We start from the raw sequence: 16,780 nt of genomic DNA on the forward strand, positions 1-16,780 counted from the left end.
AGTTTTGAAACCTTAGGTTCAAAACTAAGTCATGGAACTTCGTAGAAGTTCGCTGACGTCCGTTCTCACATAAGGAAAGTTTATAAGAATACTTCTTATTGTTCTGTAATAAGGAGTCTTCCCAAAAATTCTTGTAGAATAAAGAAGACAATGAGGCTAGCAATGGTCTCGCCTAAGAAGGAGGAGCTATTCACAATCAGAGAGTAGAGGTAGGCACTTTGGCCTGCCGGTGCGTAGCTTCCCCAGAAGATGACCCCTGCAATGTAGTGAATGAGGTAGCGTGCCAATCCACCCAAGATGACTCCGACAGTAATATAAGTGAGTGTCTGAAGTCGTTTCTTTTCTTGGATAGCCTTGTCAAGGGCAGGTTTGACAATTCCACTCAGTCCAATCAAACTAAAGGCTACAAAATACTCTAAGAAACCTTGGATTGGAGTCAACCAACCACCAGCTGCTTCCCCTGTTACGACTTGCAAGAGTCCCCAGATGAATCCCCCCATGGCACCAGCCTTGACGCCCCAGCGGAAACTAAGGAGAAAGATAGGAACCATTTTAAAGGATAGAGAAATCCAAGGACCTAAGGACATGGGTTGGGTAACCAGATCCAAAATATAAGCAATGGTCGCTAAGAGAGCGACCTCAATCATTGGTCGAACCGTAGTTTTCGACATAAAAAAACCTCCTATACCAATCGTTTTGATTGGCTCATTTGTTGCCACACCAAAACGACGTCATAGAAGTTCTCTATTTCATTCTGTTTTGAGACACATCCCTACGCAGGTCCTAACCTGATCAGGTGGTAAGAGTTTAGGCAGTAACGAACACCTCTGGTATCCAAGCTAGCCAATCTCAGCAATTGCTCCTCTTGTGACTCTTACATTATACTATCTAAAAAAACTTCCTGCAACTTTTTAACTCGCAAAAAATATGGTATAGTTATAAAGATAGAAAATGCACAAGTTGTGGAGGAAAAAATCATGGGTATTTTTGCAGGTTTGATGGGCAATGCTTCTCAAAAAGACGTCGATAAGGTTGAAAAAGATTTAGGGGATATCCTGGTTCCAGGTGAGCAAGTAACTCTGGCTTTTAGTTTGATTCGTGACTTGATTGTCTTTACGGAGTACCGTCTGATTTTGGTGGACAAGCAAGGAATGACAGGGAAGAAAACATCTTATAAATCCCTTCCTTATCGTTCTATTTCGCGTTTTTCAGTAGAAACATCTGGTCATTTTGATTTGGACGCAGAATTAAAAATTTGGGTTTCATCAGCTGTAGAGCCATCAGAAACACTCCAATTTAAGAGTGATAATAGTGTCATCGAGATCCAGCAGGCCTTGGCAGCAGCTGTATTGCGTTGATCAGTGAATGAGGACAGGACTCATCTAGCGATTTCGGGTGATCGGTAGGAGTACTGGTAGATAAGGTAAAGAGGAAACGAAATGTTCGTTGAAAAAAAGTTAGGAGATGGCCGGAGTTGGATTAATATTGATTCTGACTTGATTGCGGAAACCTCCCAGTTGTACCAAAAGTATGGTATTGATCAAGAAACCATTGAATATGCACTGGATAAAAATGAACGTGCCCACATGGATTACAACCGTGAAAATGGAACTGTGACTTTTATCTATAATGTATTGGATATGGAAAAGGAAAAGGAATATTACGAAACCATTCCGATGACTTTCATTGTCCAAGGGCCACGTCTTGTTACTATTAGTAACCGAGACAACGCCTATATTATTGCACAAATGGAACGCTATGTTGATGCTCATGAAAGTTTATCCACCTTTAAACTCTTGTTTGCGGGGCTTGAGATGATTAGTAATGCTTATTATCCGATTATTGAGCGTCTAGATAAGCACAAGGATGAGATTACTCGTCTCTTACGAAAAACGACAACTAGTAAGAACCTTTATGCTCTTTCTGACGTGGAAACAGGTATGGTCTATCTAGCATCCGCTGCCAAGCAAAATCGCATGCTTCTGGAACATATCAAGGCTCACCTAATCTACCGCCAATTTGATGATGTTGAAAAAGAACAATTTGATGATGCCATGATTGAGGCCAGACAGTTGGTATATATGACGGAGTTGAACTCTCAGGTCTTGCAGCAATTGTCTAGCTCTTACAATAATATTCTGAATAACAATCTGAATGATAATTTGACCACCTTGACCATCTTAGAAGCTCTGTTAGCGGTCTTAGCAGTTGTCACTGGTTTCTTTGGAATGAATGTTCCATTGCCGTTTACTAACGATCCTAATGCATGGCTGTATATCTCCATTGCAAGCTTTGTACTCTGGATCATCTTGTCTCGTATTTTGCGCTGGATTGCCCATAAACGATAAAAAAAGAGAGGTAGGGAAGAAATTCCTTACCTCTTTAGTATTTTGGCTATTTCAGAAAATCCTTCATTTTTAACTCTGCCTCCCCTAAGAAGAAGAGGCAGTTTTGATACAAGTGATCGACTGTACATAATCTTCTTGGAAATAGTAGGAGTAGATTTAAAAGTACTGAGTGGATTATAAACAATTTATAATTGGATTGAATCGTTGAATCAGTTAAATGAATGAAGCATTTTAATTATACTGAAATATCCTAAATACTAAATTTATTATACATACTTTTATTTTAAAAATCAAGAAAACAATCCAAAAATAAAAGTGGATTTTTTGTGAGAAAAAATTTTAGAAAGCCTATTGTGACGCTGATTTTCTAAGATGGTTCAAAGTAAAAAAGAGACTTCACAGTCTTTTATATTATTGCAAATTAAAAAAGAAATGAAAAAGGAGGCATACTAATGAATCAAAGGTGAAAAAAACTTATTTGAAAGGGGTAACACAATAAAAACCTTTTAACTTGTTTCGTTTTACTATCTTTTAACCCAGGTCTATGGTATACTAGATAAGTTGCAAAGAAAGCAGTACTTTTCTTTCGTGGAAAAGAAGCAACACGATCTTTCATAAAAGTTATGAAAGTACGTCATGACAAGAAAAGTATAAACTAAGCCCTATAGGATGGCTTCGCACCATCTTTAGAAAGAAGAATAACGTGAAATTTAATGAATTTAATCTTTCTGCTGATTTGTTAGCAGAAATTGAAAAAGCAGGATTTGTAGAAGCAAGTCCTATCCAAGAGCAAACCATTCCTTTGGCTCTTGAAGGTAAAGATGTAATCGGTCAAGCTCAGACTGGTACAGGGAAAACTGCAGCTTTTGGCTTGCCAACCCTTGAAAAAATTCGTACAGAAGAAGCGACCATTCAAGCTTTGGTCATTGCACCAACCCGTGAACTAGCTGTGCAAAGTCAGGAAGAACTCTTCCGCTTTGGTCGAAGCAAGGGTGTAAAAGTCCGTTCAGTATACGGTGGCTCAAGTATTGAAAAACAAATCAAGGCGCTTAAATCAGGTGCTCATATCGTAGTTGGAACTCCTGGTCGTCTCCTAGACTTGATCAAACGCAAGGCCTTGAAATTACAAGACATTGAAACCCTCATCCTGGACGAAGCAGATGAGATGCTCAACATGGGCTTCCTTGAGGATATTGAAGCCATCATCTCTCGTGTCCCAGAAAATCGTCAAACCTTACTCTTTTCAGCAACCATGCCTGAAGCTATCAAACGCATCGGGGTTCAATTTATGAAAGACCCTGAGCATGTGAAGATTGCTGCCAAAGAGTTGACAACTGAACTAGTAGATCAGTACTATATCCGAGTTAAGGAACAAGAAAAATTTGACACCATGACTCGTCTCATGGACGTGGAGCAACCAGAGCTTGCGATCGTATTTGGTCGTACCAAACGTCGTGTAGATGAATTGACTCGTGGTCTGAAGATCCGTGGCTTCCGTGCAGAAGGGATTCATGGAGATCTTGACCAAAACAAACGTCTTCGTGTCCTCCGTGATTTCAAAAATGGCAATCTGGATGTCCTCGTAGCAACAGACGTAGCGGCTCGTGGATTGGATATCTCAGGTGTAACCCATGTCTACAACTATGATATCCCACAAGACCCTGAGAGCTATGTTCACCGTATTGGCCGTACAGGTCGTGCTGGGAAGTCAGGTCAATCGATTACTTTCGTAGCACCAAATGAGATGGGTTACCTCCAAATCATCGAAAACTTGACCAAGAAACGCATGAAGGGCTTGAAACCTGCGACAGCAGAAGAAGCCTTCCAAGCTAAGAAACAGGTTGCACTCAAGAAAATTGAACGTGACTTTGCGGATGAAGCTATTCGAGGTAACTTCGACAAATTTGCAAAGGATGCTCGTAAATTGGCTGCAGAATTCAGCCCAGAAGAATTGGCCATGTACATCCTTAGCTTGACGGTTCAGGATCCAGATAGTCTTCCAGAAGTTGAAATTGCGCGTGAAAAACCATTACCATTTAAACCATCTGGTGGTGGATTTGGCGGAAAAGGCAAGTCTGGTCGCGGTGGACGTCGTGGTGATGACCGTCGAGATCGTGATCGTCGTGGCAATGGTCGTCGTGATGACTACCGAAAGGGTGGTCGTTCCAATGATCGTTTTGACAAAGAGAAGCGTTACCGTAAGGATCATAAAAAACCTCGTAATACTTCAAGCGAGAAGAAAACAGGCTTTGTGATTCGGAACAAAGGAGATAAATAAAACATACAAGGGTAAACAGTTGTTTACCCTTGTATATTTATAAGGAGACCGAAATTCGTAAACAAAACGTTTGCTATCACTATGTGGTAGCGTTACCAATTCTGTTAACATATTAAGAATACAACTTTTTATGAGCTCTGTCAACAGATTTGCTAAAAAAAATTTACTTTTTTTAAAAAAGTGAACAAAAAAATGATCAATTCACAAAAACGATCAACAAAATAAGTGATTAATATAGAAAAAAATCGTCAAAATGTTTGTTTCTTATTGAAAATGTTCACCATTATAGTATAATGAAAGCAGAAATAGGAAAGTAGGACGTCATATGAAAGAGAGTAGACATGTAGCAATCTTACAAGAGTTGGATAAAAATGAAGTGGTCTCTGTTAAGGATCTAAGTGATCTCTTGGGTGTAACGGATATGACAATTCGACGGGATTTGATGGACTTAGAGGAGCAAGACCTATTGGTTCGTGTTCATGGAGGGGCCCATCGAAAAATCAAGGATAGTCTGACAGAAGTCTCTCATACAGAAAAGAACATGTTGAACGTGGAAGAGAAAAAGGAAATTGCTCAAAAATGTGCGGCTTTGATCGATGAAGGCGATACAATATTTATTGGAGCAGGGACCACTACAGATTTTATTGGCGATTATCTTGAAGGGAAACATGTCAGTATTGTAACCAATTCCCTACCTATTTTTGAAAAATTAAAAGACCAACCCAATTATGACATTATCCTAGTGGGAGGTCGATATAGGGTCAAGACACAGACCTTTGTAGGACAGTTTGCAAATAAACTCTTAAAGGAAATTAAGGTTTCGAAAGCCTTTATCGGGGTAAATGGAATTGATGGTCATACAGCAATGACTGCAAACGAAGAAGAAGGAAACGGCAATAAAATTATTCTTAACAATGCCATTGAAAAGTATGTAGTAGCAGATAACAGTAAGTTTGATAGCTATTCTTTCTATGCTTTTTACCGTCTAGATGATTTAGATGCGGTGATTACCGATCATTCTATCTCTAAAAAGGTGCGAGAAAAATACAATTCTTATACAAAAATTTTGTAAAGATTCCTAAAGAAAGAGCTAAAAGACCAGGATTCAAGCAGATTCTGGTCTTTTTTATATCCTTAAATAGGGGAGGGGGTTATAAATAAATCTATAAAAAATAAACAAAAAAGAACAAAAAATTACATATTGTAATTGACAGCGCATTCATATAGTGATATACTTATCATGTAATTAAAAGATATTTTAAAAGTGGAAGGGGTGAAAAGATGGGATTAAATCAACTGTTTAATCGGGAATTAGTCTTTTGCCTAGATGTTGCGAATCAAGAAGAATTGTTTGACCAGGTTGCAACTTTATTGGAAGAACGTCAGATTGTGACAGATTCTTATCGAGCTGCATTAAAAGAGAGAGAGAAATCGTTCCCTACTGGCTTGGATATGGAATTTCTAGGAAAGGATCTTCCGAATGTAGCGATTCCTCATACGGATATCATCCATAACCTAACAGAGAATATTGTAGTTGTTCGATTGAAAAATCCGGTAACCTTCCACAATATGATCGCACCTGATAAAGAAGTAGAAGTTTCTCTTTTATTCTTCATCATTAACAATTCTAGTTCCAGCCAAACAAACATTTTGGCGCATTTGATGGATTTCTTTACGACAAATGGAAATCTTGAAAACATGTCGAAATTGGAAACTGAAGAAGACTTATATCGCTATATCACAGAAGCGATTGCTTAATAGTAAAAATTAAAAATATTTATAATGGAGGTCATTCAAATGATTAAAATTTTAGCTGCCTGTGGTGCAGGGGTTAACTCAAGCCACCAAATCAAAAGCGCTCTAGAAGAAGAGCTTTCAAACCGTGGATATGATGTACAATGTGATGCGGTAATGGTAAAAGATGTGAATGAAGATTTGATTAAAGGTTATGATATCTTTACACCAATCGCTGCAACAGATTTAGGCTTTGATCCTGGTATTCCAGTAGTTGAAGCTGGTCCAATCTTATTCCGTATTCCAGCTATGAGCGCTCCGGTATATGACAATATCGAAGCAGCCATCAAAGAACACGGTTTAAGCTAATTCGTTTATCTGTATTTTGTAAGCGGTTCCTATGCCTGGAATTGCTGACATTCTTAATTTTGTAAAATATAAAAATATAAATCGGGAGGATTTATTATGAATGGCATTATCGATTTTGCCAATAAGTTTTTCAAACCCATTCTAGATATGGGTGCACCGATCATCATGTTGATCGTCCTAACTCTATTGGCACTTTTGTTTGGAGTGAAATTCTCCAAAGCGCTTGAAGGTGGTATTAAACTTGCCATCGCCCTTACAGGTATCGGTGCAATCATCGGTATGTTGAATGGAGCTTTCTCAGCGTCTCTTGCAAAATTCGTTGAGAACACTGGTATTCAATTGAATATCACAGACGTTGGTTGGGCACCACTTGCGACCATCACTTGGGGGTCTGCCTGGACACTTTACTTCTTGCTAGTTATGTTGGTTGTCAATGTTGCTATGCTAGCTTTGAAGAAAACAGATACACTTGATGTCGATATCTTCGATATCTGGCACTTGTCTATCACAGGTCTTTTGATTAAATGGTATGCGGATAAAAATGGAGTTAGCGCAGGAGTTTCCCTCTTAGTTGCCACTCTTGCAGTTGTTCTTGTAGGGATTATGAAAATCATCAACTCAGACTTGATGAAACCAACATTTGACGATTTGTTGAATGCACCAAGTTCATCACCTATGACTTCAACTCACATGAACTACATGATGAACCCAATCATCATGGTTTTGGATAAAATCTTTGACAAATTCTTCCCAGGTCTTGACAAATACGACTTTGACGCAGCTAAATTGAACAAGAAAATTGGTTTCTGGGGATCTAAATTCTTCATCGGTTTCCTTCTTGGTATCGTCATCGGTATCATGGGTACTCCACATCCAGTTGCTGATGTAGCTGATGCTAAAACTTGGGAATTGGTTATTAAAGGTTGGATCAGCCTTGGTTTGACTGCCGGTGTCTGCTTGGAATTGTTCTCATTGATCGGTTCTTGGTTCATCGCAGCGGTAGAACCATTGTCACAAGGTATTACAAACGTTGCTACTAAACGTCTTCAAGGACGTAAATTCAATATCGGTTTGGACTGGCCATTTATCGCTGGTCGTGCAGAAATCTGGGCTTGTGCAAACGTACTTGCACCAATCATGTTGATCGAAGCAGTGCTTCTTTCTAAAGTCGGAAATGGTATCTTGCCACTTGCAGGGATCATCGCTATGGGTGTGACTCCAGCTTTGTTGGTTGTAACACGTGGTAAATTGATCCGTATGATCGTGTTTGGAACACTCTTGTTGCCACTCTTCCTTCTTTCAGGTACTCTTATCGCACCATTCGCTACTGAATTGGCGAAAAGTGTAAAAGCCTTTCCAGAAGGAGTTGACAAAGCTCAATTGATCACTCACTCAACTCTTGAAGGACCTGTTGAAAAATTGCTTGGTTGGACAATCGGTAATGCAACAACTGGTGATATTAAATTGATTATTGGTGTTGTTGCCTTCTTAGCATTCTACGTTGGAATCTTTGCATGGTACAGAAAACAAATGATCAAACGTAACGAAGAATACGCAGCAAATGCAAAATAATCCGCTCCTAAATATGTAACTTGATAAAACTAGGGTATCAATTTTCCAGACATGGAGGGGTAGCCTAGTTTTTTCTCTAAAATAACATGCTAAGGAGTGAAATATGAGGATAGCTTTAAAAAATAATGATCTGGAAGTTTGTTTCAAGGAGTTAGGTGGTGAGCTGACCTCTATCAAGGATCAGGAAGGTATCGAATATCTTTGGCAGGGTGATGCTCAGTATTGGAGTGGCCAAGCCCCAGTTCTCTTTCCTATCTGTGGTTCGGTTCGAAATGATACAACCATGTATCGCCCTCAAGGTGTTGGGAAGATCCCTCGCCACGGGCTGGTTCGCAAGAAAAACTTTGAGCTGGTAGAGCAAACAGAAGATCGGGTGACTTTTGGGATAGAAGATACGGAAGAAATGTATCAGCAATATCCCTATCATTTCAGATTAGAAATTTCTTATCAATTACTTGGTAAGAAGATTCAAGTAACCTATCGGGTTTACCATCTTGGGGAGGAAGGAGTCATGCCCTTTTTCGTTGGTGGCCATCCAGGATTTAATTGTCCGTTACTGGCGGATGAAGGGTTTGAAGATTACTACCTGGAATTCGAACAAGAAGAGACCTGTAGTATTCCTAAATCTTATCCAGAGACAGGCTTGCTAAATGTCTTTGATCGGACACCTTTCTTACAGCAAGAGAAAATCCTAAATCTCGATTACGATCTCTTCCAAAAGGATGCCATCACCTTAGATTGCTTACAATCAAGAAGGGTGACCCTTCGCTCTAAAAAGCACGAGAAGGGGGTAAGTCTTCATTTTCCAGATTTTTCAAACTTGATTATCTGGACAACGCCAAATAAAGGGCCATTTATCGCATTAGAACCTTGGTCTGGTTTATCCACTTCCCTTGAAGAGAGTGATTATTTGGAATATAAAAAGCAAGTTCGACTTTTGCCAGCAGGTCAAGCAGCTGAACTAAGTTTTGAAATCGAAATTTTATAGATAATAATGTTGTTGAATATAGAAGTTTCTGTATTTGATTGAAAAATGAATTAAAAGAAGGAGCATAATATGTCAGTTATTATTGGTGCGGATGCAGCAGGTATCCGCTTAAAAGAAGTAGTCAAAGAATATTTGGAAGCAGAAGGTTTCCAAGTAGTGGATGTGACAGAAGAAGGGCAAGACTTTGTGGATGTGACCTTGGCTGTCGCTAAGGAAGTCAAACAAGCAGAAGACAATCTTGGTATCGTCATTGATGCCTATGGTGCTGGTCCATTCATGGTCGCTACTAAAATTAAAGGAATGGTTGCGGCAGAAGTTTCAGATGAGCGTTCTGCCTACATGACTCGTGGCCACAACAATTCTCGCATGATCACCATGGGCGCTCAAATCGTGGGTGACCAATTGGCCAAAAATATCGCCAAAGGTTTTGTAAACGGTAAGTATGACGGCGGTCGCCACCAAATCCGTGTCGATATGCTCAACAAGATGTGCTAAGGGGAGGAGTAAACGAATGAAAATTGCAATTGGATGTGACCATATTGTCACAAATGAAAAAATGGCTGTTTCTGAATTTTTGAAATCAAAAGGTTATGAAGTTCTTGACTTCGGAACCTATGACCACGCGCGTACCCACTACCCAATTTTTGGGAAAAAAGTCGGAGAAGCAGTCGCTAGTGGTCAAGCTGATCTTGGAGTATGTATCTGTGGTACTGGTGTTGGAATTAACAACGCTGTTAACAAGGTTCCTGGAATTCGTTCAGCCTTGGTACGCGACATGACAACGGCTCTTTATGCAAAAGAAGAACTCAATGCTAATGTCATTGGTTTTGGTGGGAAAATAACCGGTGAATTGCTCATGTGTGATATCATTGAAGCTTTCATTCATGCAGAATACAAACCAAGTGAAGAAAACAAGAAATTGATTGCCAAGATTCAACATTTGGAAACCCATAATGATCACCAAGAAGATGCAGACTTCTTTACAGAATTCCTTGAAAAATGGGATCGTGGTGAATACCACGACTAAGAGGTGAGCATATGATCTTAACTGTCACCTTAAATCCTTCCATTGATATTTCTTATCCCTTGGAAGAATTAAAGTTGGATACTGTGAATCGTGTTTCGGAAGTTTCTAAGACGGCTGGTGGGAAAGGGTTAAATGTCACCCGTGTCCTAGCTGAGAGCGGTGAAACAGTTGGAGCAACAGGTTTTGTTGGTGGGACCAATGGTCAATTCATCAAGACCCATCTTCCACGAGATGTCCAATCCTTCTTCTATGATATCCTTGGAGATACGCGGAACTGTATCGCCATCTTGCATGAAGGAAATCAAACAGAAATCTTAGAAGCGGGTCCAGAAATTATCCGGACGGAAGCTTTAGGATTCCTTCATCATTTCAAACTCCTCATGCCGACAGCGGATGTGATTGCCATTTCGGGGAGTCTTCCTACAGGTCTACCAGTGGATTATTATGCGAGCCTAATTGAGATTGCAAAAGAAGCAGGACGCAAGGTTGTACTTGATTCATCAGGCAAATCTTTAGAAGCGGTCCTTCACTCACCATTCAAACCAACGGTGATTAAACCCAATCGCGAAGAATTATCTCAACTCTTAGGACGGGATGTTTCAGCTGATTTTGAGGACTTAAAAGAAGTTTTGAAAGACCCACTGTTTGAAGGAATCGAATGGATTATCGTCTCCTTAGGTGGAGATGGTGCCTTTGCCAAACATGGTGATGTCTTCTATAAAGTGGATATTCCAAAAATTGAAGTGGTCAATCCAGTGGGATCTGGAGATTCAACTGTGGCTGGGATTTCTGCTGCCCTCAGTAGCGGAAAAGATGACGCGGCCCTCTTGACCCATGCTATGGTCCTAGGGATGCTAAATGCCCAAGAAAAGATGACAGGGCATGTCAATATGGCCCACTACGATGATTTGTATCAGAATATAATTGTAAAAGAGGTATAAGATGGTATTAACAGAACAAAAACGTAACTATTTAGAAAAATTGAGCACCAAAGAGGGTGTGATCTCAGCCTTGGCCTTTGACCAACGTGGTGCCTTGAAACGCCTCATGGCTCAGTACCAAGACACAGAACCAACCGTGGCTCAAATGGAAGAATTGAAGGTCTTGGTGGCTGAAGAATTGACACCATTCGCATCTTCTATGCTCTTGGATCCTGAGTATGGACTTCCAGCAACCAAGGTCTTGGATGCAGAAGCAGGTCTCTTGTTGGCTTATGAAAAAACTGGCTACGACACTTCTAGCACAAAACGTCTGCCAGACTGCCTTAACCTTTGGTCAGCTAAACGCATCAAAGAACAGGGCGCAGATGCAGTGAAATTCTTGCTCTACTATGATGTGGATAGTGCAGAAGAACTCAACCAAGAAAAACAAGCCTACATCGAACGCATCGGTTCAGAATGTGCTGCAGAAGAAATTCCATTCTTCCTTGAAATCTTGGCTTATGATGAAACTATTGCGGATGCAGGTTCTGTAGAATATGCGAAAGTAAAACCTCGTAAGGTCATCGAAGCTATGAAAGTCTTCTCAGACCCACGCTTCAACATCGATGTCTTGAAGGTAGAAGTGCCAGTCAATGTCAAATACGTAGAAGGCTTTGGAGATGGAGAAATCGTTCATAGCCGTGAAGAAGCTGCTGCCTTCTTTAAAGAACAAGAAGAAGCAACCAACCTTCCATACATCTACTTGAGTGCAGGTGTTTCTGCCAAACTTTTCCAAGAAACCCTCGTCTTTGCGCATGAAGCAGGCGCGAACTTCAACGGGGTCCTTTGTGGTCGCGCAACTTGGGCTGGATCTGTAGAAGCCTACATCAAGAATGGCGAAGCAGCAGCTCGTGAATGGCTCCGCACAGAAGGTCGTCGCAACATTGAAGAGCTCAACCAAGTCTTAGACCAAGTCGCAACTTCTTGGAAAGAGCGTATTTAATTCCTTAGTTCCTAACGTATCAAATAGTCTTTCTAGAAAAATCTAGAAGGACTATTTTTTGTTTCTATGCAGGAGTAGTTCCGTCATTCATCAAAAATTGGTTTCCAATGTTCATAAATCTGATTAAGCTTTCATTCACTATTCAAATGGCTTCTAATTTGTAAGGGTTTATGTGATAATTTCACATTACAATCGAAAATAAGAGTGTTTTAGAGTATAATAGTTTTATTAGAATGAAGGAGTTGGCGTATGGAAAGGATCGTATATAGAGAAGCAAGGCTAGATGAGTACAAGCTAATTGGAAAAGTCTGTGCTGATGCTTTTATGAATTATCCGTTTTTAACCGTCATTAAAGAAGATTTAAAAAAGCCTGAATACTTTCCGGCCTTTATTGAACTATTGCATACCTTGTTAGTCAAGCTCTACATCAAAGGGGAAACGTGCTTAGTTGCTGAACGAGATGGAGAAATTATAGCTGTAGGACTCTTGCAACAAAAAGATTTCTCGATGGTCTCTTATTTAGTAAATGGAATTTTCAAGTTATTCCGTTACATTAGCCCTTGGAAGTTGATGAAATATCTGGACCTGGTGGAGCGTTCGGAGCAACATTTGAAAAAATCTGGAAACTTCGACTGGTATTTGATGATGTTTGCTGTGAGCCCGACTGTTCAGGGGCAAGGGGTTGGTAGTCATTTTCTCCAAAACGGGATAGAACCTTACGTCAAGGCCAAAGGTTGTAAGCGTCTAGGTTTGATTACCAGTACCCAGCAAAATGTTTTCTTCTATGAAAAAAATGAATTCGTCCTATTAGATTCTATGGTGCTTGACTATGGAAACCAAAGTGTTGGAAACTGGGCTTTTTTAAAGACCCTTGATGATGAATCCTAGATGATTAAAAAAAGGAGCTATTGGGGCTCCTTTTAGTGTGCAAACAGATGATTGTTAGATCATTTAGGTTACTTCTATTCTGGATCTAGTTTAGATTGTTGATGCTTGATATAGGTCAGTTTTTCCTCTCGGCTCTTCCGTTTAAAGAGTGCTTCGGCTGACATAGCAGCTCTTTTGTCGGGGAAAGACTCCTGGTAGATCAAAGTCACAGGAAGTCTGGGACGTGTATATTTGGCGCCTTTGCCAGCATTGTGGGTTTTGATACGGCGCTCGATATCGGTGGTGTAGCCAGTATAGAGGGTCCCATCCGCACACTGGACTACATACATATAAGCTTTAGTTTCCATAATAAATCTCATGAATCTCCGGCGTATAGCTTCCATCTTCTTCATGGATGAACAGTGGAGGCAGAATTTTTAGACCATCCCGCGATCCATCTTTAATGGCCTCAATGAGGAGCATGTTGGCATCTTTATGGACCTTGGGATAGACAAATTGAATCCGTTTAGGAGCCAGATTGAAGCGTTTCATGGTTTCGATGATATCTAAGAAGCGATCCGGACGATGCACCATGACGAGTCGGCCATTGGACTTGAGAGTCCGTTGGGCCACTTGACAAATTTGGTCCAAATTGGTGGTGATCTCGTGACGGGCTAGCAAATAATGAGGGCTCTCATTTAAATTGGAATGCTCGTCCACTTTAAAGTAGGGAGGGTTACAGAGAATAAGGTCGATTTTACTACCAGGGAAATGGTGGGGCAAATTTTTTAAATCATCGGTAATCATGGACATGCGGTCGGAGAGGCCATTCAATTGGATGGAACGCTCTGCCATGTCTGCTAGTCTTTCTTGTATCTCCACTCCAACGATGGTTGCTTTGGTGCGCGTGCTAGCAAAGAGTCCGACAGCGCCATTGCCGGCACAAAGATCGACAATCAGACCACGGTTGGGCAACTTAGGAAAACGTGACAAAAGGACACTATCAATAGAATAGCTAAAAACCTCTCTGTTTTGAATGATTTTTACATCACTAGAAAATAGTTGGTTGACGCGTTCGCCGTCTTTTAATTCGATATCGTTCATGGCTCTATTATAGCATGAAAAGAGGGTGGGGAAAAGCATAGAAAGGGATAAGAAAAATAAGGACAGAACTTTTGTTCCATCCTTATCCAAGAGTTGTTTAATCAAATTCATATTTTTGATAAATAGTCGCCAATATGAAGATTCCCGTAAAGAGAGCCATCAAGGCAAGGTAGACTGGGAAGGTTACAGCTGTCAACGTTCCGATTTCAATCAGGCCTTTCAAGTAAAAGGCAGAGAGATAGAAGCCGCAGACAGAGAAGATAATTAAGAGACCTCGCCAGATATTGAGTGGCAAGCAAGCCCGAATAACGGACAAGAAGCCAATAGATCCTAACAAGTAGTAGGAAAGAGTAGACATGTCCAGGCTAGACCAGCCATGATGAGCTCCCCATAAACGAACAAATAAGACGCTAAAGACAACCATCAAGGCATTTGGTAAGGCCAGATGCAAGGAGCGTTTGAGGAAGTGTTTTTCCACTGGCTTAATGTTTCGTTCAAATGTTAAGACAAATGGAGGGAACCCTTCGACAAACTGGTCAATCAACGTAATCTGAATCGGAATAAATGGGAAGATCAACAAGTAGTTGATGTCAAATAAAAGGGCACTTGCAATACAGATAATCGCCAGAATGAAGGAGTAGATCGTCTTAATAAAGAAGATAGGAGCGATTCGTCCAATGTTATTGACGACCCGACGACCTTCAAAGAGAATTTCTGGAACATCATTAAAGTCAGAGTTTAACAAGACGAGATTGGCAATTTGACGGGTTGCAGGATCGCCTTCGGCCATCACGATGGAGCAGTCAGCTTCTCGTAAGGCTAGGATATCATTGACCCCGTCCCCTGTCATGGCAGTGGTTCGACCAGCGGCCTTGAGGGTTTGAATCAAAAGTTTCTTCTGATGAGGAGAAACCCGTCCAAAAATGGCTGTACTTTCAGCTAGGTCCACCAACTCATCGTCCTCAATCTTAGAACAGTCAATATAACTTTCGTAGCTTTCAAAACCAGCTTCCTTAGCAATGTAAGAAACAGTGACAGGATTATCACCAGAGATGATTTTTAGATCCACATCTTGGGAGCGAAGATAATCCAAGGTTTCGGCAGCCCCTTCGCGGATTGGATCGAGGATTTCAATGACGGCGATCGCTTCTACATCACTTGGCAAGGTCAAATCATGCATATCGATGGCTTCCACACTGCGAGCTAAGATCAAGACCCGAGATCCATGGGCTTGGGCTTCCAATACCGCTGGAGGATTTTCTTTGAGGAGCATTTCTGGTGCCCCCAAATAAACGGTCCCCAAGTTTGTCAGAGTCATGGCACCCCATTTTCGATCACTTGAAAATGGAATGATTGATTCGGCTGTATAAGCGTGTTCTAATTCGCCAAATGCTTTGCGGATAGCTTGGGCAGTTGGGTTGTTATCCTCAGAATTTTGCATATAGGCAGCGAGAATAACTTCGATAGTTTCTTCAGAAAAGTGTTCAGACAGGGAGTGAATGCCTTTGACGGTCATTTTTCCTTGGGTGATGGTTCCTGTCTTATCCAAACAAAGAGTATCAACACGAGCCAAGGTTTCCACAGAGTACATCTCTTGGACCAAGACCTTGCGCATCCCTAACTTGATCACGGCTGTCAAGAGAGAGGTCACTGTCAGAAGGGCAATCCCTTTTGGCAACATGCCTAAGAGAGCAGTGGAAGAGGTAATCACAGAATCTTTCATTGGAAGCAGTTTAATCAAAAAGGCTTCACAGAAGAGAGCAATTCCAAATGGGATAATAATCTTTCCAGTAAAACTAGAGATTTTTGCGAGATTATAGAGAATGCGGGAATTAATGGGTTTGAGAGTTTTTGCCTCTACCATTAATTTATTAGCATAGTTATTGGCCCCCACACGACTGACACGAGCGTAGACCTGACCACTCGCTAAGAAGCTTCCGGATAGAAGTTCATCTCCCTCTTCCTTGAGAACCAAGTCACTTTCTCCTGTGAGCATGGCTTCATTGGCTTCAGCAACTCCCTTTTGAACGATGGCATCACTCGGAATTTGGTCTCCAGCTGATAGCTTAATCAGGTCGCCAAGGACGATTTTCTCTGGATCAATGGTTTCTTCTTCCCCGGCTCGGATGACAATTACGAGCTCCTTACTCATCAAATTCAATTTATCAATCATCCGTTTAGCGCGGAGCTCTGTGGCAATTCCGGATAAGGCATTAAAGCAGATGACTGCAAAAAAGACCAGGTTGCTCCAGGCTTGTACCGCAACCAAAGCGAGGGCGATCACAAAGTTCAAAGCATTAAACAAGGTGAAGACATTGCGCTTGATGATTTGCCAGATACTGGTACTGGTATTCGCTTTAAATTCGTTGGTTTGGCCACGCTGTATTTTTTTGCGGACCTCTTCATGGGTTAATCCCTTTAATTCATTCATTTCCATAAAAACATCATATCATTTTTTTAAGAAAAAGACTAGGTGCAGTCGGTTTGTTGACTCATCCAGTTTTTGAAAAGATTTGCGGGGAAGAGAAGGATAAGGTATAATGGATAAACAAGAGAATTATCAAAGGAGA

The 16,780-nt window shown here is 40.8% G+C and carries 17 protein-coding genes and 1 riboswitch; of the genes, 13 read left to right on the forward strand and 4 right to left on the reverse strand.

Annotated features, from left to right (window positions below; all coding sequences use genetic code 11):
* Nucleotides 1-95: 95 nt before the first annotated feature.
* The gene (gene thiT / locus ADH49_RS02640) at nt 96-671 is read right to left on the reverse strand and encodes an energy-coupled thiamine transporter ThiT (RefSeq protein ID WP_048689130.1); all 576 of its coding nucleotides are present in this window, start codon (nt 669-671) and stop codon (nt 96-98) included.
* Nucleotides 672-752: 81 nt separating this feature from the next.
* Nucleotides 753-876, reverse strand: a riboswitch (TPP riboswitch).
* A 101-nt stretch (nt 877-977) separates the two neighbouring features.
* On the opposite strand from thiT, the gene ADH49_RS02645 reads away from it, so the two are divergent.
* The 13 genes from ADH49_RS02645 (at nt 978) to ADH49_RS02705 (ending at nt 13,127) form a co-directional block, all read left to right on the forward strand.
* Complete coding sequence (locus tag ADH49_RS02645; RefSeq protein WP_006596927.1) at nt 978-1,358, forward strand: PH domain-containing protein; 381 nt, start codon at nt 978-980, stop codon at nt 1,356-1,358.
* An 81-nt stretch (nt 1,359-1,439) separates the two neighbouring features.
* Nucleotides 1,440-2,348, forward strand: coding sequence for a magnesium transporter CorA family protein (locus ADH49_RS02650; protein ID WP_048689133.1), 909 nt, complete (start codon nt 1,440-1,442; stop codon nt 2,346-2,348).
* A gap of 703 nt (nt 2,349-3,051) precedes the next feature.
* Complete coding sequence (locus tag ADH49_RS02655) at nt 3,052-4,626, forward strand: DEAD/DEAH box helicase (RefSeq protein WP_048689137.1); 1,575 nt, start codon at nt 3,052-3,054, stop codon at nt 4,624-4,626.
* 325 nt (nt 4,627-4,951) lie between these two features.
* Nucleotides 4,952-5,698 carry a DeoR/GlpR family DNA-binding transcription regulator gene (locus ADH49_RS02660; RefSeq protein WP_048689140.1) on the forward strand — a complete coding sequence of 249 codons (747 nt, stop codon included), beginning with the start codon at nt 4,952-4,954 and terminating at the stop codon, nt 5,696-5,698.
* A gap of 209 nt (nt 5,699-5,907) precedes the next feature.
* Nucleotides 5,908-6,384 (forward strand): PTS sugar transporter subunit IIA, encoded by a 477-nt coding sequence (locus ADH49_RS02665; RefSeq protein WP_048689142.1) that lies wholly within the window; start codon nt 5,908-5,910, stop codon nt 6,382-6,384.
* Between the two features lie 39 nt (nt 6,385-6,423).
* Nucleotides 6,424-6,729 (forward strand): PTS sugar transporter subunit IIB, encoded by a 306-nt coding sequence (locus tag ADH49_RS02670; RefSeq protein ID WP_006148587.1) that lies wholly within the window; start codon nt 6,424-6,426, stop codon nt 6,727-6,729.
* Nucleotides 6,730-6,825: 96 nt separating this feature from the next.
* The gene (locus ADH49_RS02675; RefSeq protein ID WP_048689148.1) at nt 6,826-8,301 is read left to right on the forward strand and encodes a PTS galactitol transporter subunit IIC; all 1,476 of its coding nucleotides are present in this window, start codon (nt 6,826-6,828) and stop codon (nt 8,299-8,301) included.
* A gap of 103 nt (nt 8,302-8,404) precedes the next feature.
* Nucleotides 8,405-9,289 carry an aldose 1-epimerase family protein gene (locus ADH49_RS02680; RefSeq protein WP_048689151.1) on the forward strand — a complete coding sequence of 295 codons (885 nt, stop codon included), beginning with the start codon at nt 8,405-8,407 and terminating at the stop codon, nt 9,287-9,289.
* A 69-nt stretch (nt 9,290-9,358) separates the two neighbouring features.
* Entirely contained in the window at nt 9,359-9,784 is a 426-nt protein-coding gene (lacA, locus tag ADH49_RS02685; RefSeq protein WP_023026584.1) for a galactose-6-phosphate isomerase subunit LacA, read from the forward strand.
* 16 nt (nt 9,785-9,800) lie between these two features.
* Entirely contained in the window at nt 9,801-10,316 is a 516-nt protein-coding gene (gene lacB, locus ADH49_RS02690; protein ID WP_023022658.1) for a galactose-6-phosphate isomerase subunit LacB, read from the forward strand.
* A gap of 11 nt (nt 10,317-10,327) precedes the next feature.
* Nucleotides 10,328-11,257 (forward strand): tagatose-6-phosphate kinase, encoded by a 930-nt coding sequence (locus ADH49_RS02695; RefSeq protein ID WP_048689159.1) that lies wholly within the window; start codon nt 10,328-10,330, stop codon nt 11,255-11,257.
* A gap of 1 nt (nt 11,258) precedes the next feature.
* A complete protein-coding gene (gene lacD / locus ADH49_RS02700; protein ID WP_048689162.1) occupies nt 11,259-12,239 on the forward strand; it encodes a tagatose-bisphosphate aldolase in 981 nt (326 codons plus the stop codon).
* A 249-nt stretch (nt 12,240-12,488) separates the two neighbouring features.
* Nucleotides 12,489-13,127 carry a GNAT family N-acetyltransferase gene (locus ADH49_RS02705; protein ID WP_048689166.1) on the forward strand — a complete coding sequence of 213 codons (639 nt, stop codon included), beginning with the start codon at nt 12,489-12,491 and terminating at the stop codon, nt 13,125-13,127.
* Nucleotides 13,128-13,201: 74 nt separating this feature from the next.
* Here the strand turns inward: ADH49_RS02705 and ADH49_RS02710 are convergent, their stop codons facing one another.
* From ADH49_RS02710 to ADH49_RS02720, 3 genes are all read right to left on the reverse strand, one after another.
* A complete protein-coding gene (locus ADH49_RS02710) occupies nt 13,202-13,474 on the reverse strand; it encodes a GIY-YIG nuclease family protein (RefSeq protein WP_048689170.1) in 273 nt (90 codons plus the stop codon).
* Nucleotides 13,464-14,210: a tRNA1(Val) (adenine(37)-N6)-methyltransferase gene (locus tag ADH49_RS02715; protein WP_048689404.1), complete on the reverse strand. Its 747-nt coding sequence runs from the start codon at nt 14,208-14,210 to the stop codon at nt 13,464-13,466. Before ADH49_RS02715 ends, ADH49_RS02710 begins: the two co-directional genes overlap by 11 nt.
* Nucleotides 14,211-14,307: 97 nt before the next feature.
* The gene (locus tag ADH49_RS02720) at nt 14,308-16,647 is read right to left on the reverse strand and encodes a cation-translocating P-type ATPase (RefSeq protein ID WP_048689174.1); all 2,340 of its coding nucleotides are present in this window, start codon (nt 16,645-16,647) and stop codon (nt 14,308-14,310) included.
* Nucleotides 16,648-16,780: the final 133 nt, after the last annotated feature.

Source organism: Streptococcus sp. 400_SSPC (genome assembly GCF_001072745.1).
Lineage (GTDB): Bacteria > Bacillota > Bacilli > Lactobacillales > Streptococcaceae > Streptococcus > Streptococcus xiaochunlingii.